This is a genomic window from Streptomyces sp. NPDC093094 (assembly GCF_044754345.1).
Classification (GTDB): Bacteria; Actinomycetota; Actinomycetes; order Streptomycetales; family Streptomycetaceae; genus Streptomyces.
In genome coordinates this window covers 1-18,719 of record NZ_JBIVOX010000019.1, presented here as the reverse complement: position 1 = coordinate 18,719, position 18,719 = coordinate 1, and the positions used below count along the sequence as shown (strand labels likewise).

Sequence of the window (18,719 nt, the reverse complement as noted above, 5' to 3'; positions counted from 1 at the left end):
GGCGAACATAGAACGCGTTCCAGTCCGGCGCCCTCTGTATAGCCGAGCGCTCCGGAGTTGTGAAGTCTCCTGACGGTATGTCAGTTCAGTCGGGAGAGGGAGCGGGCACGGGGGCGGGTGGGCGCGGGTTCGGGTCCGGGTCCGGGTCCGGGTGGGTCCGGGTGCAGGTGCGGGCTCGGGTGAGTGCGGGTGCGGGTCCGGGTGGGTCCGGGTGGGTCCGGGTGGGTCCGGGTGGGTCCGGGTGCGGGCTCGGGCTCGGGTAAGTGCGGGTGCGGGTGCGGGTGCGGGTGCGGGTGCGGGTGCGGGTGCGGCGGCAGGACAAATGTCCTGCCGGATCCCGTACGCGCGGCCCTGCCCCGCGGAGGCGGGGGCTCGTAGCGTCATGGGTGGACGGCGACCGCACCGGCGGGCGCCGTGAACCGACGGGGATCACAAGGATCACGGAAATCACGGGGATCACGGGGGTAGGGACATGACCGACTGTGCACCGGACGACTGCCGAAAAGGGCGCCCCACGGCCGCTCTGGCGATGCTGCCCTGGCTGCTGCTGGGGATGGGCGCCTTCTCCAACCTGTTCCAGGACCACACCGCGCACCCGGTGATCGCCGGCCTGGGTCTGCTGGCGTTCAACTCGCTGTACATCTACGTCGCCGTGCGGGCCTTCGTGCCCAGCACCCGTGTGTCGGTGTCGACCCGGGTGGCCCTGGGCCTCCTGGCCGCGCTGACCTGCGCGCTGGCGATCGGCTACGGCGGCACCTGGCTGCTGTTCTTCCCGCTGCTGGGCCTCGCCACGGGCGCGGCGCTGCGCGGCAGAACACTGCGGTGGGCGGGCCTGGTGCTGGGTGTGACCGCCGGTGCGGTGTCGGTGGCGCACGACGGCTCGCTCGGGCTGGGCGTCACCTACGCCACCCTCGTGTCGACGGCGGTGACCGCGGCGCTGGTGTCGTTGTCCGAGACCGTCCGCGAGCTGCGCTCGGCCCGTGAGGAGCTGGCCCGCCGGGCCGTCGAGCGGGAGCGGCTCCGCTTCTCCCGGGATCTGCACGATCTGCTCGGGCACACGCTGTCGGTGATCGTGGTCAAGTCGGAGGCGGCCCGCCGGCTGGCCCCGCGCGATGCGGACGCTGCTCTCGCACAGATCACGGACATCGAGTCGGTGGGCCGCCAGGCCCTGACGGAGATCCGTGAGGCGGTCACCGGCTACCGCGAAGGCAGTCTCGCCACCGAGCTGGACCGCGCGCGCTCGGCCCTGGCCGCAGCGGGTGTCACCCCGGTCGTCGACCGCTCCGGCCCGCCTCTGGACGCCCCTGCGGAGGCCCTTCTGGGCTGGGTGGTCCGCGAGGCCGTCACCAATGTCGTCCGCCACAGCTCGGCCGGCCGCTGCACGATCACGGTGACGGGCACGCCGGAGCGGGTCCGGCTGACGGTGGCGGACGACGGCACCGGCATACGGGGGACGGGGCGCGGTGACGGGGCGAGTGCGTCCGGAGCTCCGGACGGAGGCACCGGGACGGCCGCCGCCGTGCCCGGACTCGGCGGAACCGGGCTGCGGGGGCTCACCGAGCGTCTCGCCGCGGCGGGCGGGCGTCTGACCGCGGGCCCCGGTGCCGACGGCGGCTTCCTGGTGGCGGCGGAACTGCCGCTGGCCGAACCGCTCCTTCCGGCCCTGGCCGACCTACCCTTGGGCCGTGAACGAAATGCCCAGTGAGCACCGGCCCTCCAGGTCCATCAGGGTGCTGCTCGCCGAGGACCAGGGCATGCTGCGCGGGGCGCTGGCGCTGCTGCTGGGGATGGAACCGGACATCGAGGTCGTCGCCCAGGTCGAGGCCGGGGACAAGATCGTGGACATGGCGCTGCTGCACCGCCCGGACGTGGCGCTGCTGGACATCGAGCTGCCGGGCCTGAGCGGTCTGGAGGCGGCCGCGGCCCTGCGCGAGGAGGCGCCGGACTGCCGGGTGCTGATCCTGACCACCTTCGGCCGGCCGGGCTATCTGCGCCGGGCGATGGAGGCGGGTGCGGCCGGTTTCCTGGTGAAGGACGGCCCGGTGGAGGAGCTGGCCGCGGCGATCCGCAGGGTGCTGACCGGGGAGACGGTCGTGGACCCGGCTCTGGCGGCCGCCGCGCTCGGGGCGGGGCCCAGTCCGCTCACCGCCCGCGAGTGCGACGTCCTCAGGGCCTCGGCGGACGGCGCGACGGTCGCCGACATCGCCTCCGCGCTGCATCTGTCCGAGTCCACGGTCCGCAACTACCTGTCCTCCGCCATCGGCAAGACGGCCACCCGCAACCGCGCGGAGGCCCTGCGCGAGGCCCGGCAGCAGGGCTGGCTCTGACCTCGCGTCGGCTCCCCCCGCCCTGCGGTGCGGAGGGCTTCTACCGCGTCACCTCCGCCGAGCCGAAGGCCGTGCCATGCGGGGCGAGGCACACGAACCAGGAGTACGGGGAGCCCTCGGCGTCCCGGATGGCGGGCTCGTTGACCGGGAAGTCCGTCCCGTTCACGCCGGGGTCGGTGTCCCTGCCGATCTTCGTGCTGGTGCCGTCCTTCCAGGTGCAGGTGACCTGCCGGGCGGTCTTGGCGACATGGCCGATCGCCAGGCGCTGCGGTCCCCCGGCGGCATCCGGGTCCAGCGGGACCGCGGCGACCTCGATGTCGGTGCCGGACATACGGTCCGCGGCGGTGGTGGTGGCCTCGGTGGTCAGCGTGCCCAGGGTCCCGGGCTGACCGAAGCTGTGACGGACGAAGTAGGCGGACCTGCCGACGAGGTCGGAGGGCCGGCCGATGTCCGCCGGGTACTCGCTGTACTCCGCCATGGCCCCCATCATGGCCCGTGCGTCGTCCTCGTCCTGGGGCGCGGGCCAGACGTCGATGTCGACCTGCCAGGGCCGGCCCCGGTCGATGCCGGAGGCGAGGTTGGTTCTGCCGGCCGGTTTGAAGTAGTTCTCGTCCCAGAGCGCCGACTGCGTCGGCTGCTGCGTCGCCGGTGTCACCTCGTGGTCGCCCTGCCCGGGCAGGGCGGTGACCGCGAGGGCCCCGGTGGAGCCCGCCACCACGACGGCCGTGGCAGCGGCGACCGCCCAGCGGCGGGCGCGGCGCCTGCGTCCGCCGCGGAGCACCGCCTGGGCGGGGGCCGTGCCGACCTCGGCCAGGTCGGCGGCGTCGGCCAGCAGGGCGGCGATGTCGCCGTCGGTCATGCCGTGCTCGAACTCCTGCTGCTGGTCCATCACTTCCGCCCTCCGTGCGTCACCATGTCGGCCAGTTCCGGGATGCCGCGGAGTTTCGCGATCCCCTTGGCCGTGTTGCTCTTGACCGCGCCGACCGAACAGCCCATCGCCTCGGCCGTCTGGGTCTCGGTCAGGTCCTCCCAGTAGCGCAGGACGACCGCCTGCCGCTGCCGCGGGGGCAGCCCGGCGAGCGCCCGCAGCAGCACGCCCCGGTCCTCGGCCTGGGACATGCGGTCACCGGTGTCGGGCACCTCGTGCGCAAGCCCCGAGTCGTCCCGGGGCGCGAGGAACTCCCGCAGTTTTCTGCGGTGTCTGCGCGCGTGCGTGTTGATCAGGACGCGCCGGACGTACGCCTCCTGGTCGTCGGCGGCGCGGACCCTGCGCCAGGCGACGTAGACCCGTTCGAGCGTCGACTGGACGAGGTCCTCCGCCGCGTGCTGCTTCCCCGTGAGAAGAAATGCCGTGCGCGTCAGCCGCGGCCAGCGGCCGACGACGAAATCCTGGAACTCCTGGTCCATGGCCTGTTTCCTGTCCCCCATGGGCACCTCCTGATGTCCGAAGGAGTCCATGGACCGCCGGGACCGTTGCCTCGGCGGCGGACCTTTTCCCGCCCGGCCTGCCCCGGCCTCGGGACGTCCCGGCCTTCGGCTCAGCGCACGGGTTCCTCGGCCGGGGCGCCCTCCGGCTGCGGGGCAGGGGCGGCTGTGCGTGCCGTGCCCGGCAGCCACAGGGACATCAGGACCGCTCCGCCGAGCAGCACCGCCGTGCTCACGCGGAACGCGGCCGCGTAGCCCTCGGCGAGGGCCTCGGGGGTGGGGGCGCCATGGATGTGACCGGCGGCGACCGTGGACATCGCGGCGAGTCCCAGGGAGCCGCCCATGGTGCGGGAGGTGTTGATCAGGCCGGAGAGCAGTCCGGCCTCCGCCGGAGCGGCGCCGGAGGTGGCGAGCGCGGCGAGGGGGGTGGCGGCCAGGCCCGCGCCCAGCATCATCAGCACGCCCGGGATCATGATCGCGGTGGCATAGGCGCCGTGGGCGGTCATCGTGGACTGCCAGGCGAACCCGGCGGCGGCGACGAGTGTGCCGAGCACGGCCAGGTTGCGCGCGCCGAGCACCGGGATGAGGCGGGGCGCGACCTTGGAGCCGACGACGACGGCGAGGGAGCTGGGCACCAGGGCGAGCCCGGCCGCCAGGGGCGTGTAGCCGAGGACGTTCTGGGCGTACAGGGTCATGAAGTACCACATGCAGAACATCGCGGACCCCGACACGAAGTTCGCGGCGTTCGCGGAGGACACCGAGCGCACCCGGAACAGCGCGAGCGGCATCAGCGGGGCCGCCGTGCGCGACTCGGCGAACAGGAAGGCGGCGACCAGCAGGGCCCCGGCGGCCAGCGGCAGCAGGGTGGCGGGCGCGGTCCAGCCCTCGTACTCGGTCTGCGAGATGCCGTAGGCGAGGGTGGCGAGTCCGGCGGTCACCAGCAGGGCGCCGGGCAGGTCGAGGTGGCGTCCGTCGCCGGGCCGGTTCTCCGGCAGCCGGAGGAGGGAGGCGAGAAGGACGAGCGCCCCGACGGGCACGTTGATCAGCAGCACCCAGCGCCAGGACAGGCCGTCCACCAGCACCCCGCCGACCAGACCGCCCGCAGCGCCGCCGCCCGCGCCGACGGCGGTCCAGGTGGCTATGGCCCGGGCCCGTGCGGCGCCCTCGGGGACGGAGGAGGTGACGAGCGTCAGGGTGGAGGGCGCGAGCACGGCCGCGCCCAGCCCCTGCGCGGCCCGTGCCGCCAGCAGTTGCCAGCCCTCCTGGGCCAGCCCGCCGCCGAGCGAGGCGAGCGTGAACAGGGCGAGCCCGGTGAGGAACATGCGCTTGCGGCCGTAGAGGTCACCGGCGCGTCCGCCCAGCAGCATGAACCCGGCGAAGGCGATGGTGTAGGCGTTCACCACCCACTGGAGCCCGGAGCCGGACAGTCCGAGGTCGGCCCGCATCGAGGGCAGGGCCACGTTGACGACGGAGATGTCCAGGACGACCAGGAACTGTCCCGCGCAGGCGAGCGCCACCACCAGCCAGGACGGTGGCGCGGGGCGGCGGGGGACCGGGGTGGTGTCGGCGGGTGTCGGCATGCGTGTCATGGTCTCAACCCAGGTACGCCCCTTGCACGGTGATTTCCCTCGTCCGCCCCTTCCCCGGCAGCCACAGGGCCATGAGAAGAGCCCCGGCCAGCATCAGCGCCGAGCAGGCGCGGAAGGCCGAGGCATAGCCCTCGGTGAGGGCTTCGGGGCCGGTGCCGCCGTGGGTGCGGGCCGTGGCGATCGTGGACATCACCGCCAGGCCCAGGGAACAGCCCATGGTCTGGGAGGTGTTGACCAGGCCGCAGACCAGACAGGACTCCTCCGGCGGCGCCCCGGAGGTGGCGAGGGCGGCGAGCGGGGTGGTCGCGAGGCCCGCGCCCAGCATCATCAGCACGCCCGGGATCATGATCGAGGTCAGATAGGTGCCGTGGACGTCCATCGTCGACTGCCAGGCGAACCCGGTGGCGGCGATCAGGGCGCCCAGCACGGCGAGCCGGCGCAGGCCGAGCCGCAGCATGAGGCGGGGGGCGAGTTTGGAGCCGACGACGACGGCGAGGGAGCTGGGCACCAGGGCGAGCCCGGCCGCCAGGGGCGTGTAGCCGAGGACGTTCTGGATGTAGAGCGTCATGAAGAACCACATGCAGTACATGGCGGCCCCGCACACGAACATCGCGGCGTTCGCCGAGGACACCGACCGTTCCCGGAACAGCGCGAGCGGCACCAGCGGTTCGCTCCGGCGCCGCTCGGCCACCAGGAAGGCGGTGAGGAGGACCAGGCCGACGACGAGCGGGCCCGTCGTGGCGGGGGCGGTCCAGCCCGACGCCTCGGTCCGCGAGATGCCGTAGGCGACGGTGGCGAGCCCGGCGGTGGCCAGCAGCGCGCCGGGCAGGTCCAGGCGGCGCCCGTCGTCGGCCCGGCTCTCGCGCAGCCGGAGCGCGGCCGCGACGAGGACGACCGCTCCGGCGGGCACGTTGATCAGCAGCACCCAGCGCCAGGACAGGCCGTCCACCAGCACCCCGCCGACCAGACCGCCCGCAGCGCCGCCGCCCGCGCCGACGGCCGTCCAGGTGGCGACGGCCCGGGTTCTGGCGGGTCCCTCGGGGACGGCCGCGGTGACGAAGGTGAGGGTGGCGGGTGCCAGCACGGCCGCGCCGACGCCTTGCAGCGCACGCGCCACCAGCAGCTGGGCGCCCTCCTGGGCCAGGCCGCCGCCGAGCGAGGCGAGCGTGAACAGGGCGAGCCCGGTGAGGAACATGCGCTTGCGGCCGTAGAGGTCACCGGCGCGTCCGCCCAGCAGCAGGAAGCCCGCGAAGGCGATGGCGTAGGCGTTCACCACCCATTGCAGGGCGGAGCCGGTGAGTTGGAGGTCGGTTCTTATGGAGGGCAGGGCGACGTTGACGACGGAGATGTCCAGGACGACCAGGAACTGTCCGGCGCAGGCGATGCCGACCACCGGCCAGGCGGACGCCACGCTGCGCCGCGACCGGGTGGCGTCTACGGCTCGGAGCATGCGTGGGATGGTCCCAACGGATGCGGGGCGTCTGCATCGAGACGTCCGAGAGTCTGTGCGACGCCTTTCGGCCAGAAGCGGCGGCCGGAAGCGGCTGCCGCCGGAAAGCTTCCTCCGCCTCCTCGGGAGCGGGCCAAGAATTCGTCGGCCTCACGAGGCGACGGGGCAGCCGCCCGGGCGCACCGCGTCTCCTTCCCGATCGTCACGGGCGCGGTTGTCGGCGGCCCGCCGACGGCCCTGCCTAAGCCGCACCGCACCGGCCCGCACCGGCCCGCACCGGCCCGAGGCGGCCCGAGGGCGGCCCGAGGCGGACGCCGTCCTGGACCGGGCACGCCGCGCGAGGGCCGACGAGTCCGTCACCGCGTAAGCCGCGTCACACGCACCCCCTGTCGTCGCCATGGCGGGGGTGCGGCAGCATAAGCCGCCTGACCTGTAGGTACGACCGAGAGGGACCCCCATGCCCGCGGCCCCCCAGCCCGAGATCCTCGCCGCCTTCGAGGCCGCGAAGGGGTTCATGCCCGTCGACGAGGGGCTCGCCCTGTACGGGGCCGCCGTGGAGGCGGGCGCCCTCGGGCTGCCGCTGCTGGAGGTCGGCACGTACTGCGGGCGCTCCACGGTCCTGCTCGCCGACGCCGCCCGGGCGGCCGGGGTGACGGCGCTCACGGTCGACCACCACCGCGGCAGCGAGGAGCAGCAGCCCGGCTGGGAGTACCACGACCCGGAGACGGTGGACCCGCAGCTCGGCCTGATGGACACGCTGCCCGCCTTCCGCCGCACCCTGCACCGGGCGGGCCTGGAGGAGCACGTGGTCGCGCTGGTGGGCCGGTCCCCGCAGGTCGCTGCCGTCTGGAACACCCCGCTCGGCCTGGTCTTCGTCGACGGCGGCCACACCGACGAGCACGCGAGCGCCGACTACGAGGGCTGGGCCCCGCACGTGGCCGAGGGCGGGCTGCTGGTCATCCACGACGTCTTCCCGGACCCGGTGGACGAGTTCACCGGCCAGGCCCCCTACCGCGTCTACCTCCGTGCCCTCGCCTCCGGCGCGTTCACGGAGATCTCGGCGACGGGCTCACTGCGGGTACTGCGCCGCACGGGCAGGGGTGTCTGAGGCGTTCAGAGATCAGAAGTGGCGGCAGCGCACTTGATTCAGGTAAAGGAAGTAGCCGCGGCCTGCGCACCTGAACGACGGCAACCGTAGTACAGCACGGCCGCACCCCGCACCTCATTATTTATGAGGCGGTTAGGGTGGCAGGCGTGTCGTACACAGGCCCCGACTTCGAACCGACCCCGCCGCGCCGTCGGCGCCGCCCGCTGACCGTCGCCGTCGCGGCGCTGGTGCCGGGCGCGCTGCTGGGCTGGCTGGTGTACGAGACGACGGGCGGTACGGGCGGCTCCGGCGAGGACCCGGGCGCGCGGCGGGCCGCCGCGTCGAGCCCCGCCGCCCCCTCGGGCCCCGGCTCCCCGAGCGGCTCCCCGGACCGGGGCGACGAGAAGCCGAGCCCCTCCTCCTCCCCGTCGGCCGCGTCCACGAGCCCGTTGCAGGGCAAGGTCGTCGTGATCGACCCCGGGCACAACCCGGCCAACTTCCGGCACCCGTCCGAGATCAACAGCAAGGTCGACATCGGCACGGCCCGCAAGGAGTGCGACACCACCGGCACCTCCACCAACGGCGGTTACACCGAGGCCGAGTTCACCCTCGACGTGGCCCACCGGCTGCGCACGCTCCTGCAGCAGCAGGGTGCCACCGTGAAACTGACGCACGACGCCGACCGCCCGTTCGGGCCGTGCATCGACGAGCGGGCCCGCATCGGCAACCAGGCCCGTGCCGACGCCGTCGTGTCGATCCACGCGGACGGCTCCGGGACCGGCAACCGGGGCTTCCATGTGATCCTCCCGGCCTCCGTCCACCAGGGCGCCGCCGACACCCGTCCGATCGTGGCCTCTTCGCGCGACCTCGGCGAGCGCATCGCGGGCAACTTCGTCCGCGCCACCGGCAGCGCGCCCTCCAACTACGTGGGCGACGGAACCGGTCTCGTCACACGTGAGGACCTGGGCGGTCTCAATCTGTCAACGGTTCCCAAGGTGTTCATCGAGTGCGGCAACATGCGCGATAGCAAGGACGCGGCCCAGCTGACCAGCGACAGCTGGCGGCAGAAGGCCGCACGGGGGATCTCCGAGGGAATCGTGGGTTTCCTGCGGGGGTAGTCGCCCGCTCCCCGAACCGGGCGGACACCTCGATCGCGCGGACGATAGTGTCATCGCTGCCGATGACGAGACGACGACTGACGAAGGACAAGTAGTGAATATCCGCTCCCTCACTCGAGGCGACGGCGTGGTGATCGGAGCAGCGGTACTGCTGTTCATCGCGTCGTTCCTCGATCTCTACTCGATCGATGGCGCTCCCGACAGCGCCGACATCCCCAGCCTGTGGGGCAGCGGGCCGGTCCTGTTCAGCGTTGTGCTGGCAGGCATCATCGGCGCCGCGATCGTCGTCGTGTCCCGCGGCCTGCCTCAGGTGCCGAAGGTCGCCGGCCTGGATCTCGGCCAGTTCGGCGTCGCCCTCACGGTCTTCGCGGCCTGGTCGGCCCTCGGCAACATCTTCGACCCGGCGGGCGGCTTCGACAACGGCGAGGGCGGCATCTCCGACGCCTTCGGTGCCGGCACCGGCCTGATCATCGCTCTGATCGCCACCCTGGTGCTGGCGGGGGCCGCCGTGGCGACCCCGCTCGTCCCCGCGCTGAAGGCCGCCCTCGTGGGCGCCCCGCGTCCGCCGGCGCCCCAGCCCTACGGCGGCGGCCAGCCCGCGGGCGGCTACGGCTACCCCGGCGCCCCGCAGCAGCCGCAGCAGCCGCAGCAGCCGTTCGGCGGTCAGCCGCAGCAGCCCCAGGCGCCGTTCGGCGGTGCGCCCCAGCCGGCGCAGCCCCAGCCGCAGCCGGGCGGCGGGGACTTCTCCCCGTTCTGGTTCGCGGTGCCGGTCCCGCGTCCGCTGTTCGCCGAGGACGGCTCGCAGACCCCGATCGCCGAACTCGCCCCGGGCACCTGGTACCTGGCCGTCGAGCAGCGCGGTGCGGCCCTGGTCGCGCAGACGCAGGACGGCCGCCGCGGTGTCCTCCAGGACACGAGCGGCATCCAGCGCGGCTGAGCCCCGCTTCCGGCACGTACGGCCCCTCGCCCTTCCGGGCGGGGGGCCGTTGCCGTACAGTCACCGGGATCTGACGGCACGTCAGGAAGGGTGCGGCATGCGACTCGGTCTCGCGCTCGGCTACTGGGGCCGCGGCCCCGTCCCCGGCCATGTGCCGCTGGCGCAGGAGGCGGAGCGGCTGGGCTACGACTCGGTGTGGACGGCGGAGAGCTGGGGCTCGGACGCCTTCACCCCGCTCACCTGGATCGCCGCACACACCTCGCGCATCCGTCTCGGCACGGCGGTCGCGCAGATGGCGGCCCGCTCCCCCGCCGCCACGGCCATGCACGCCCTCACCCTCGACCATCTCTCCGGCGGCCGTGTGACGCTGGGTCTCGGTCTGTCGGGGCCTCAGGTGGTGGAGGGCTGGTACGGCCGCCCGTTCCCCTCCTCGCCGCTGACGGCGACCCGCGAGTACGTCGACGTCGTACGGCAGGTGCTGCGGCGCGAGGGGCCGGTGGAGCTGGACGGCCGCCATCACCCGCTGCCCTACCGCGGCCCGGACGCCACCGGCCTGGGCAGGCCCCTGAAGCCGATCACCCACCCCCTGCGCGCCGGCCTGCCGGTCCTCCTCGGCGCCGAGGGCCCGAGGAACATCGCCCAGACGACGCGGATCGCCGACGGCTGGCTGCCCCTGTACTGGTCGCCGGGCCGGGCGGACCTCTACGCCGAGGCCCTGGCCGGCGCCCCGAAGGGTTTCGTCGTCGCCCCGCTGGCCCAGGTCCGCGTCTGCGCCGACGTCGCCGAGGGTCTGATGCCCGTGAAGGCCATGCTCGGTTTCTACGTCGGCGGCATGGGCCACGCGGCCCGCAACTTCCACGCCGGCCTGATGGCGCGGATGGGCTACGAGGCCGAGGCCCGGCGCGTGCAGGACCTCTTCCTCGCCGGTCGCCGCAAGGAGGCGGTCCAGGCCGTCCCGGACGCCTTCGCCGACGAGATCTCCCTGGTCGGCCCCCGCGAACGCATCGCGGAACGCCTGGAGTCCTGGCGTGCCGGTCCGGTCACCGACCTCCTGGCCCTCGCCCCGGACCCCGTGTCGCTGAAGGTGCTGGCGGAGCTCAACTCCTGAGCCCGTCGGGGCGCTTCGGGTTTCGTCCCGCCGTGACGGGCAACCCGGGAGGCATGTCCCCCAGACATCGCACAGGTGCCGACCAGGCCGGTACGGTCATCGCCGTCGTGGCCGACGTCATGGCCTTCATCCTGGGCCTATGGATCCTGATGTACCTTCTGGACGCCAATCCGTCCAACGACTTCGTGCAGTTCGTGCACGACACCGCCCGCTGGCTGGCGGGCTGGTCGCACGACCTGTTCACCTTCGACGAGGCATGGGCCCGGGTCGTGGCGGGCTACGGCCTGGCGGCGGTGGTGTACCTGTTCGTGGGCCACGCCATCGCCAACAGGGTGCACAGGCACTGACACTCCCCCAGGCCCGCCGGACACCGACGCCTCAGGGGCGCGAGGAACTGCGCGACCAGCCACAACGAACCCGCACCCGGGACACGGCGAAACCACCGGACGGTCAGCCGCAGCAGCCCGGATCAGGCCCCGCCGACAACCACCCGCCGGACACCGACGCCTCAGGGGCGCGAGGAACTGCGCGACCAGCCACAACGAACCCGCACCCGGGACACGGCGAAACCACCGGACGGTCAGCCGCAGCAGCCCGGATCAGGCCCCGCCGACAACCACCCGCCGGACACCGACGCCTCAGGGGCGCGGGGAACTGCGCGACCAGCCACAACGAACCCGCACCCGGGACACGGCGAAACCACCGGACGGTCAGCCGCAGCAGTCCGGGTCGAGCCCCGCGGGCAGCCGGTCGCCGGAGAAGACCGCGCAGGTCGCCTCGTGCCCCCCGAGCGCCGCGACGGCGAGCAGCAGCGACCCCGCCGTCCAGCTCGTCAGCTCCTGCGGCCAGACCGCGTCGTCGTCGAAGACGTACCCGGTCCAGTACAGCCCGCTGTCCGCATCGCGCAGGTGCTGGATCGACTGGAGCACCTCCAGCGCCCGGTCGGACTCGCCCATCGCCCAGAGGGTCAGGGCGAGTTCGCAGGACTCGCCTCCGGTGACCCACGGGTTGGGGACGACGCACCGCACGCCGAGCCCGGGCACGACGAACCGCTCCCAGGACTCCTCGATGCGCGCCTTCGCCTCGGCCCCGGTCAGCGCGCCGCCGAGGACCGGGTAGTACCAGTCCATCGAGTAGCGGTCCTTGTCCAGGAACCGCTCGGGGTGCCGGCGGATCGCATGCCGCAGGGCGCCCGCCGCCAGCTCCCAGTCCGGCTGCGGCTCCTCGCGCTGCTCGGCGATCGCCAGCGCGCAGCGCAGCGCCTGGTGGATCGAGGAGGACCCGGTCAGCAGCGCGTCGGCCGTCGGTGTGCCGTCGTCGTCGCGGCGCCAGCCGATCTGTCCGCCCGGCTGCTGGAGGCGCAGCACGAACTCGGTCGCCGCGTAGACGGTCGGCCACATCCGGTCCAGGAACACGTCGTCCCCGGTGGACAGGTAGTGGTGCCACACGCCGACCGCGATGTAGGCGACGAAGTTGGTCTCCCGCCCGCGGTCGGTGACGTCGTCGAACGCCCCGTCCGCGTAGGCCGCGTACCAGGATCCGTCCTCGTTCTGGTGCCGGGCGAGCCACTCGTAGGCCCGCTCCGCCGCCTCGTGCTCGCCGGCCGTGTCCAGGGCCATCGCGGCCTCGGTGTGGTCCCACGGGTCGAGGTGGTGGCCCCGGAACCACGGGATCGCCCCGTCCTCCCGCTGCACGGCGAGGATGCCGGCGACGGTCGCGGCGGCCTGCTCGGCGGTGAGGACCCCGGGCAGGACGAGGTGTTCTGTCCGGGGGGTGGTCACAGCGCGGCCGCCTCGGAGTCCTGGGCGAGCTTCGGCAGGTGCGGCTTGGTCGCGTACGCCACGAAGCTCTTGCCGATCAGCGGGTTCAGCGCCTGCTCGGCGACCCGGGTGGCCAGGGGCTTCTTCATGATGTCCCAGACCAGCAGCTTGTGGTACGCGCGCACCGGCAGGGCCTTGTCGTTGTCCACGCCGAACGCGCACTTCAGCCACCAGTACGGGGAGTGCAGCGCGTGGGCGTGGTGGGTGCCGTACGGCTTCAGGCCCGCCTCGCGGATCTTCGCGAGCAGCTCGTCCGCCTTGTAGATGCGGATGTGGCCGCCCTCGACCTCGTGGTAGGCGTCGGACAGCGCCCAGCAGACCTTCTCGGGGCCGTAGCGCGGCACGGTGATCGCGATGCGGCCGCCGGGCCTGAGCACCCGGACCATCTCGGCGAGGACGCCCTTGTCGTCGGGGATGTGCTCCATGACCTCGGAGATGATCACGACGTCGAAGGACTCGTCGGGGAAGGGCAGCGCGAGGGCGTCGCCCTCCATGGCCGTGGCGGTGGCCCCTTCCGGCGCCTCGCCGGCCTCCTTCATCGCCGCGAACCACTTGGCGACCTCGCGGATCTCCTCGGCGTTCTGGTCGAGGGCCACGACCTGGGCGCCGCGCCGGTAGCACTCGAACGCGTGCCGGCCGGCACCGCAGCCGAGGTCCAGTACGCGGTCGCCCGGGGCGAGCGGGAACCGGGAGAAGTCGACGGTCAGCACGTGGCCCTGCTTTCGGGGGTCGAGACTGTTTCTGCTTTCGGGGGTCGAGACTGTTTCTGCTTGCGGGGCCGCGGTGCGGACCCCGGCGCGGGAGCGGGCGACGGCCTCGCGGTAGCGGGCGGCCGTGCCTTCCGCCGCGCGGGCCCAGGTGAACCTCGACAGCACGCGCTCGCGGCCGGCCGCGCCGAGCCGTGCCCGCAGCTCCGGGTCCCCCAGCAGGCGTACGAGGGCGGCGGCCAGCGCGCCCGCGTCCGCGGTCGGCACGGCGAGGCAGGTCTCCCCGTCCGGACCGGCGACCTCGGGGATCGCGCCGCCGGTCGTGGCGACCAGCGGGGTGGCCGTCGCCATGGCCTCGGCCGCGGGGAGGGAGAAGCCCTCGTAGAGGGAGGGCACGCAGGCGACCTCCGCCGAGCGGACGAGGTCGACGAGTTCGGCGTCGGAGATGCCCTTGACGAAGTCGACCGCGCCTTCGAGGCCGTAGCGCTCGATCGCCGTCGCGACGGGTCCTTCCGCGGGCTTCTTGCCGACGACGACGAGATGGGCGTCGGGGTGTTCGGTGCGGACCTTCGCGAGGGCCTCGACGAGGAAGACCAGTCCCTTCAGCGGCACGTCCGCGCTGGAGGTGGTGACGATCCGGCCCGGCACGCGCGGCACGGACGGGTCGGGCGAGAACAGGTCGGTGTCGGCGCCGATGTGCACGACGTGGATCCGGTCCTGGCGTACGCCGAGATGCTCGACGATCTCCTGGCGCGAGGTGCCGGAGACGGTCAGCACGGAGGGCAGCCGGCGGGCGACGCGCTTCTGCATGCGGGTGAAGGCGTACCAGCGGCGCACGGAGTAGCGGCGCTGCCAGGTCTCGGCCGCGTCCAGCTCCAGCTGCCGGTCGACGGTGATGGGGTGGTGGATCGTCGTGACCAGCGGCGCGCCGACATCGCCGAGCAGGCCGTATCCGAGGGTCTGGTTGTCGTGGACGACGTCGAACTCGCCGCGTCTGGCCCGCAGATGGCGGCGGGCGCGCAGCGAGAAGGTCAGCGGCTCGGGGAAGCCGCCGGTCCACATGGTGCCGACCTCGACGGCGTCGATCCAGTCCCGGTACTCGTCCCGCCCGGGCGTGCGGAAGGGGTCGGGCTGACGGTAGAGGTCGAGGCTGGGCAGCTCGGTGACGGGCACGCCCCCGTCGAGGACGGGGTAGGGCTGGGCGCCGATGACCTCGACGCTGTGGCCGAGGCGGGCGAGTTCGCGCGAGAGGTGGCGGACGTAGACGCCCTGGCCGCCGCAGAACGGGTTTCCCTTGTACGTGAGGAGTGCGATACGGAGCGGTCGCTCGCCGTCTGCGGCCGGGCCCGCCGAGGGGCCCGCCTGACTGGCCTCAGCGGTCACCCTGGGCCCCCTTCTGCCTGCACTGTCCCGCGAGACTACGCGGGGACGCTAATCTAGAACAAGTTACAGACTTGATCGTTCAAGAGGCTCTGAATCTACCGGCAGGTAGCCCCGGTGTGAGAAGTGGATCAGGTGATTCACGCCACGGCCGGAGCCTGGCATGCTCGGTCCGATCACTCCCTCTCCCCAGCTCCTCACCGACTGTCACGGAACGGAATCCATGCCCGCGGAAACCAAGCCGGCCAAGGTGGAAGCCAGTGACGCGCGACAGGGCTCCGCGCCGCTGACCGAGCGGCAGCAGGCACGCCGCCGGCGGATCCTGCACGCGAGCGCGCAGCTGGCCAGCCGGGGCGGGTTCGACGCGGTGCAGATGCGCGAGGTGGCCGAGTCCTCCCAGGTCGCCCTGGGGACCCTCTACCGCTACTTCCCCTCGAAGGTGCATCTGCTGGTCGCCACGATGCAGGACCAGCTGGAGCACATGCACGGCACGCTGAGGAAGAAGCCGCCGAAGGGGGACAGCGCGGCCGAACGGGTGGCGGAGACCCTGATGCGGGCCTTCCGCGCCCTCCAGCGCGAGCCGCACCTCGCGGACGCGATGGTCCGCGCGCTCACCTTCGCCGACCGCAGCGTCTCCCCCGAAGTGGACCAGGTCTCCCGGCAGACGACGGCGATCATCCTCGACGCGATGGGACAGGACTCCCCCACCCCCGCCCAGCTCTCCGCCGTCCGCGTCATCGAGCACACCTGGCACTCGGCCCTCATCACCTGGCTCTCGGGCCGCGCCTCCATCGCCCAGGTCCGCATCGACATCGAGACTGTCTGCCGCCTGATCGACATCACGGCCCCGGAGTCCGGGCCCCGGGCGCCTTAGGGCCTGTCCGACCGTTCCCGTCTGCCGCGCGACGCCGTGCACGCACTCTCGCCGCACCGGCCCCGGACCCGGGTACGTCCGGTACGAGGGCCTGGGGCCGGCACGCCGAGAGCACGCACCTGACGGCGCGCGGCCGCCCTTCGGGCGACGACGCGAAGGGGCGGACAGGCCCTGGGCGAGCCCCGCTTCCCGCGGCCGATGCCTGGTACACAACCTGTACCATGACGTCATGGGGCTCAAGCGCACGAACGTCTACGCGGATGAGGCGGACCTCGCCCTGATCAAGGAGGCCGCCGCCCGTATGGGCGTCGCCGAGGCCGAGATAATCCGCGAGGGCATCCATCGCATGGCCCTGGCCACCCGCGTCTGGGACGAGCCGTTCGTCTCCGACGAGGAGACCTTCGACCTGGGCGGCCCGATCACCCGGGACGACATCCGGGCCGCGGCACGGGCCGACGCCGACGCGGACGCGGCCGGACACCGCGGCACGGAGCGGGCCGAGTGATCGCGATCGCCGACACCTCCGGCCTGCTCTGCCTCTTCAACCGCACCGACCCCGACCATCAAGCCGCCCGCAAGGCGGCCGACGCGTGCAGCCTCCTCGTCGCCACACCCCTGGCCCTGACCGAGGTGCACCAGGTGGTGACCGTCCGCGCCGGACGCCGCGCCGCGGACGCCGTCCTGCGTTCCCTCACCCGGCGCGTACGGCAACTGCGCCTCGCCCTCGCCGAGGTGACACCGGACCTCCTGGACGCGGCCGTGGCGGTGCGGGCCCGCTACGACTCGCTCGACCTCGACCTCGTCGACGCCGTGAACGTCTGCCTCGCCGCCGAGTACCAGACCGACGCCGTACTGACCCGGGACCTGCGCGACTTCCGCGCCGTACGACCGATCGGCACCGCTCACACGCACTTCCGCATCCTGCCCGACGACCTGGGCGGCTGACCGCTACTCCTCCGGCGGGAACACCGCCTCGCCGGACTCCGCCAGCGTGAGCGTGATCGCCTCCACCGGGCAGTTCTCCGCCGCCTCCAGGACGTGCTCGTCGGCGTCGAGGCCGGGGTGGCGGGGGCGGGACCGGCGGGCGGGGTCGAGGGCGAAAGCCTGCGGGGCGCGGTGGACGCACTGGGCGGAGCCGACGCACAGGGAGCGGTCGACCTCCACGTGCCAGCGGTCGCCCATGGTCTACGCCCCCGCCGGGAGGTGGATCATCTTGTGCTCCAGGTACTCGCCGTACCCCTCGGGCCCGAACTCCCGCCCCAGGCCGCTGTTCTTGTAGCCGCCGAACGGGCCGAGCATGTCGAGGCTGAAGGTGTTGACCGAATACGTGCCCGTACGGACCCGGCGGGCGACCTCGATGCCCCGCTCGACGTCCGCCGTCCACACGCTGCCGCTCAGTCCGTACTCGGAGTCGTCGGCGATCCTGACGGCCTCCGCCTCGTCGCCGTAGGGCAGCAGGCAGATCACCGGCCCGAAGATCTCCTCGCGGGCGATCCGCATGGAGTTGTCGACGTCGCCGAAGAGGGTCGGCTCGACGTACCAGCCCCGTTCGAGCCCGGCCGGGCGCCCGCCGCCGGCCAGGACCTTCGCACCCTCCTCCTGGCCGATGCGGATGTAGTCGAGGCTGCGGTCCCGCTGCCGCCGCGCCACCAGCGGGCCGACCTGGGTCGCCGGGTCCAGCGGGTCGCCGACCACCAGGGCGCCCGCCGCCGCGGCGAAGGCGTCCGCGAACTCGTCGTAGCGCGAGCGCGGCAGCAGGATCCGGGTCTGGGCCACGCACGCCTGCCCGTTGTTCATCCAGGCGGCCGGGACGATCCCCGCCACGGCCGTCTCCAGGTCGGCGTCCGGCAGCACGACCGCCGCCGACTTGCCGCCCAGTTCCAGGGTCACCCGGGTCAGGTTGCGCGCCGCCACCTCCATCACCCGCCGGCCCGCCGCGACCGACCCGGTGAAGGAGACCTTGTCCACGCCGGGATGCCCGACGAGGTGCTCGCTGACCTCCCGGTCGGCGGGCAGGATCGACAGCACGCCCTCCGGCAGCCCGGCGTCGCGGGCGATCTCGCCCAGCAGATACGCGTCCAGCGGCGACTCGGGGGACGGCTTGAGCACGACGGTGCAGCCGGTGAGCAGCGCGGGCGCGAGCTTGGCGGCGGCGACGAACTGCGGGACGTTCCAGGGGACCACGGCGGCCACCACCCCGACGGGCTCGCGCCGCACGAGGATGCGCCCGAGGACGCCGTCGCGCCTCTCCTCGTACGTGAACTCCCGCGCGACCGTGATCGCCGCGTCCCACACCATCATCGCGCCGAGCGCCTGGGCGAGGACGCTCCAGGAGTACGGCGAGCCGTTCTCGGCGGAGATCAGGCGGGCGATCTCCTCGTGCCGGGCGGCGACGCCGTCCTTGATCCGGGTGACGGTCTCGATCCGCTCCTGCGGCGTCATCCGCGGCCACGGTCCCTCGTCGAACGCCCGCCGCGCCACCGCGACGGCCCGGTCGACGTCCTCGCGCGACGCGTGCGGCACCCGTCCGAGGACCTCCTCCGTGTGCGGGGAGATCACCTCGATGACGTCCCGGCCGAGCGGGTCGGTCAACTTCCCGCCGATGAACAGCTGTCCGTGCTCCACGAGCTCCGCCATGGCCGAACGCCTCCCGGGGCAGCCGATTCCAACAGATCTGACGGTGTTTCAGAAATGAAGGGCTGTAGAACAGATACCAGTTCCGGCCGGACAGGTACATCCCCGTAAACGCGAGAACCGCGCCCGTTCGGTCACGGGCGCGGTGCGCTGCGGGGTGGTGCGGCTCGGCTCAGTACCAGCCGTTGGCCTGCCAGAAGTTCCAGGCGCCGACGGGGGAGCCGTAGCGGGAGTTCATGTAGTCCAGGCCCCACTTGATCTGG

18 protein-coding genes and 2 pseudogenes are annotated in these 18,719 nt (G+C 73.1%); 10 read left to right on the top strand and 10 right to left on the bottom strand.

Features of this window, described 5'->3' with window-relative positions; genetic code table 11:
• The first annotated feature begins 472 nt into the window (after positions 1-472).
• Together ACIQGV_RS31680 and ACIQGV_RS31675 are read left to right on the top strand one after the other, a co-directional pair.
• Positions 473-1,705: a sensor histidine kinase gene (locus tag ACIQGV_RS31680; protein WP_402500566.1), complete on the top strand. Its 1,233-nt coding sequence runs from the start codon at positions 473-475 to the stop codon at positions 1,703-1,705.
• A complete protein-coding gene (locus ACIQGV_RS31675) occupies positions 1,695-2,327 on the top strand; it encodes a response regulator (RefSeq protein WP_402500840.1) in 633 nt (210 codons plus the stop codon). Before ACIQGV_RS31680 ends, ACIQGV_RS31675 begins: the two co-directional genes overlap by 11 nt.
• 40 nt (positions 2,328-2,367) lie before the next feature.
• Here ACIQGV_RS31675 and ACIQGV_RS31670 read toward each other — a convergent pair whose 3' ends face one another.
• From ACIQGV_RS31670 to ACIQGV_RS31655, 4 genes are all read right to left on the bottom strand, one after another.
• Positions 2,368-3,216 (bottom strand): hypothetical protein, encoded by an 849-nt coding sequence (locus ACIQGV_RS31670; protein ID WP_402500563.1) that lies wholly within the window; start codon positions 3,214-3,216, stop codon positions 2,368-2,370.
• Entirely contained in the window at positions 3,216-3,755 is a 540-nt protein-coding gene (locus ACIQGV_RS31665; RefSeq protein ID WP_402500560.1) for a SigE family RNA polymerase sigma factor, read from the bottom strand. The genes ACIQGV_RS31670 and ACIQGV_RS31665 overlap by 1 nt, the downstream gene beginning before the upstream one ends.
• A gap of 110 nt (positions 3,756-3,865) precedes the next feature.
• Positions 3,866-5,341 carry an MFS transporter gene (locus ACIQGV_RS31660; protein ID WP_402500557.1) on the bottom strand — a complete coding sequence of 492 codons (1,476 nt, stop codon included), beginning with the start codon at positions 5,339-5,341 and terminating at the stop codon, positions 3,866-3,868.
• A gap of 4 nt (positions 5,342-5,345) precedes the next feature.
• Positions 5,346-6,791 carry an MFS transporter gene (locus ACIQGV_RS31655; RefSeq protein ID WP_402500554.1) on the bottom strand — a complete coding sequence of 482 codons (1,446 nt, stop codon included), beginning with the start codon at positions 6,789-6,791 and terminating at the stop codon, positions 5,346-5,348.
• 457 nt (positions 6,792-7,248) lie between these two features.
• Between ACIQGV_RS31655 and ACIQGV_RS31650 the strand changes: the two genes are divergently transcribed.
• From ACIQGV_RS31650 to ACIQGV_RS31630, 5 genes are all read left to right on the top strand, one after another.
• Positions 7,249-7,899 carry a class I SAM-dependent methyltransferase gene (locus ACIQGV_RS31650; protein ID WP_402500551.1) on the top strand — a complete coding sequence of 217 codons (651 nt, stop codon included), beginning with the start codon at positions 7,249-7,251 and terminating at the stop codon, positions 7,897-7,899.
• Positions 7,900-8,045: 146 nt separating this feature from the next.
• On the top strand, positions 8,046-8,996 hold the full coding sequence (locus ACIQGV_RS31645; protein ID WP_402500548.1) for an N-acetylmuramoyl-L-alanine amidase: 951 nt from the start codon (positions 8,046-8,048) through the stop codon (positions 8,994-8,996).
• Positions 8,997-9,090: 94 nt separating this feature from the next.
• On the top strand, positions 9,091-9,933 hold the full coding sequence (locus ACIQGV_RS31640) for a hypothetical protein (RefSeq protein ID WP_402500546.1): 843 nt from the start codon (positions 9,091-9,093) through the stop codon (positions 9,931-9,933).
• A 97-nt stretch (positions 9,934-10,030) separates the two neighbouring features.
• Positions 10,031-11,041: an LLM class F420-dependent oxidoreductase gene (locus ACIQGV_RS31635; protein ID WP_402500543.1), complete on the top strand. Its 1,011-nt coding sequence runs from the start codon at positions 10,031-10,033 to the stop codon at positions 11,039-11,041.
• A 53-nt stretch (positions 11,042-11,094) separates the two neighbouring features.
• Positions 11,095-11,388, top strand: a complete 294-nt coding sequence (locus ACIQGV_RS31630) for a hypothetical protein (RefSeq protein ID WP_402500837.1) — start codon at positions 11,095-11,097, stop codon at positions 11,386-11,388.
• Positions 11,389-11,751: 363 nt separating this feature from the next.
• On the opposite strand, the gene ACIQGV_RS31625 is transcribed toward ACIQGV_RS31630, so the two are convergent.
• The 3 genes and pseudogenes from ACIQGV_RS31625 to ACIQGV_RS31615 all read right to left on the bottom strand — a co-directional run.
• Positions 11,752-12,822: a prenyltransferase gene (locus tag ACIQGV_RS31625; protein ID WP_402500540.1), complete on the bottom strand. Its 1,071-nt coding sequence runs from the start codon at positions 12,820-12,822 to the stop codon at positions 11,752-11,754.
• Positions 12,819-13,571, bottom strand: a complete 753-nt coding sequence (locus ACIQGV_RS31620) for a class I SAM-dependent methyltransferase (RefSeq protein WP_402500835.1) — start codon at positions 13,569-13,571, stop codon at positions 12,819-12,821. The genes ACIQGV_RS31625 and ACIQGV_RS31620 overlap by 4 nt, the downstream gene beginning before the upstream one ends.
• 62 nt (positions 13,572-13,633) lie before the next feature.
• Positions 13,634-14,951, bottom strand: a pseudogene (locus tag ACIQGV_RS31615) (glycosyltransferase family 4 protein); the annotation flags it as partial.
• Between the two features lie 220 nt (positions 14,952-15,171).
• Between ACIQGV_RS31615 and ACIQGV_RS31610 the strand changes: the two are divergent.
• The 3 genes from ACIQGV_RS31610 (at position 15,172) to ACIQGV_RS31600 (ending at position 16,767) form a co-directional block, all read left to right on the top strand.
• Positions 15,172-15,822: a TetR family transcriptional regulator gene (locus ACIQGV_RS31610; protein ID WP_402500537.1), complete on the top strand. Its 651-nt coding sequence runs from the start codon at positions 15,172-15,174 to the stop codon at positions 15,820-15,822.
• A 229-nt stretch (positions 15,823-16,051) separates the two neighbouring features.
• Complete coding sequence (locus tag ACIQGV_RS31605) at positions 16,052-16,327, top strand: CopG family transcriptional regulator (RefSeq protein ID WP_402500534.1); 276 nt, start codon at positions 16,052-16,054, stop codon at positions 16,325-16,327.
• A complete protein-coding gene (locus ACIQGV_RS31600) occupies positions 16,324-16,767 on the top strand; it encodes a type II toxin-antitoxin system VapC family toxin (RefSeq protein ID WP_402500532.1) in 444 nt (147 codons plus the stop codon). Before ACIQGV_RS31605 ends, ACIQGV_RS31600 begins: the two co-directional genes overlap by 4 nt.
• Before the next feature lie 3 nt (positions 16,768-16,770).
• Here ACIQGV_RS31600 and ACIQGV_RS31595 read toward each other — a convergent pair whose 3' ends face one another.
• The 3 genes and pseudogenes from ACIQGV_RS31595 to ACIQGV_RS31585 all read right to left on the bottom strand — a co-directional run.
• Positions 16,771-17,004: a ferredoxin gene (locus ACIQGV_RS31595; RefSeq protein WP_402500530.1), complete on the bottom strand. Its 234-nt coding sequence runs from the start codon at positions 17,002-17,004 to the stop codon at positions 16,771-16,773.
• 3 nt (positions 17,005-17,007) lie between these two features.
• Positions 17,008-18,459 carry an aldehyde dehydrogenase gene (locus tag ACIQGV_RS31590; protein ID WP_402500528.1) on the bottom strand — a complete coding sequence of 484 codons (1,452 nt, stop codon included), beginning with the start codon at positions 18,457-18,459 and terminating at the stop codon, positions 17,008-17,010.
• 169 nt (positions 18,460-18,628) lie between these two features.
• Positions 18,629-18,719: pseudogene (locus ACIQGV_RS31585) on the bottom strand (lytic transglycosylase domain-containing protein); the annotation flags it as partial.

Excerpts from the sequence above, each read along its gene's own strand:
- ACIQGV_RS31680 (WP_402500566.1), top strand. The coding sequence starts at position 473 with ATGACCGACTGTGCACCGGACGACTGCCGAAAAGGGCGCCCCACGGCC.
- ACIQGV_RS31675 (WP_402500840.1), top strand. The coding sequence starts at position 1,695 with ATGCCCAGTGAGCACCGGCCCTCCAGGTCCATCAGGGTGCTGCTCGCC.
- ACIQGV_RS31670 (WP_402500563.1), bottom strand. The coding sequence starts at position 3,216 with ATGGACCAGCAGCAGGAGTTCGAGCACGGCATGACCGACGGCGACATC.
- ACIQGV_RS31665 (WP_402500560.1), bottom strand. The coding sequence starts at position 3,755 with ATGGGGGACAGGAAACAGGCCATGGACCAGGAGTTCCAGGATTTCGTC.
- ACIQGV_RS31660 (WP_402500557.1), bottom strand. The coding sequence starts at position 5,341 with ATGACACGCATGCCGACACCCGCCGACACCACCCCGGTCCCCCGCCGC.
- ACIQGV_RS31655 (WP_402500554.1), bottom strand. The coding sequence starts at position 6,791 with ATGCTCCGAGCCGTAGACGCCACCCGGTCGCGGCGCAGCGTGGCGTCC.
- ACIQGV_RS31650 (WP_402500551.1), top strand. The coding sequence starts at position 7,249 with ATGCCCGCGGCCCCCCAGCCCGAGATCCTCGCCGCCTTCGAGGCCGCG.
- ACIQGV_RS31635 (WP_402500543.1), top strand. The coding sequence starts at position 10,031 with ATGCGACTCGGTCTCGCGCTCGGCTACTGGGGCCGCGGCCCCGTCCCC.
- ACIQGV_RS31630 (WP_402500837.1), top strand. The coding sequence starts at position 11,095 with ATGTCCCCCAGACATCGCACAGGTGCCGACCAGGCCGGTACGGTCATC.
- ACIQGV_RS31610 (WP_402500537.1), top strand. The coding sequence starts at position 15,172 with ATGCCCGCGGAAACCAAGCCGGCCAAGGTGGAAGCCAGTGACGCGCGA.
- ACIQGV_RS31605 (WP_402500534.1), top strand. The coding sequence starts at position 16,052 with ATGGGGCTCAAGCGCACGAACGTCTACGCGGATGAGGCGGACCTCGCC.
- ACIQGV_RS31595 (WP_402500530.1), bottom strand. The coding sequence starts at position 17,004 with ATGGGCGACCGCTGGCACGTGGAGGTCGACCGCTCCCTGTGCGTCGGC.
- ACIQGV_RS31590 (WP_402500528.1), bottom strand. The coding sequence starts at position 18,459 with ATGGCGGAGCTCGTGGAGCACGGACAGCTGTTCATCGGCGGGAAGTTG.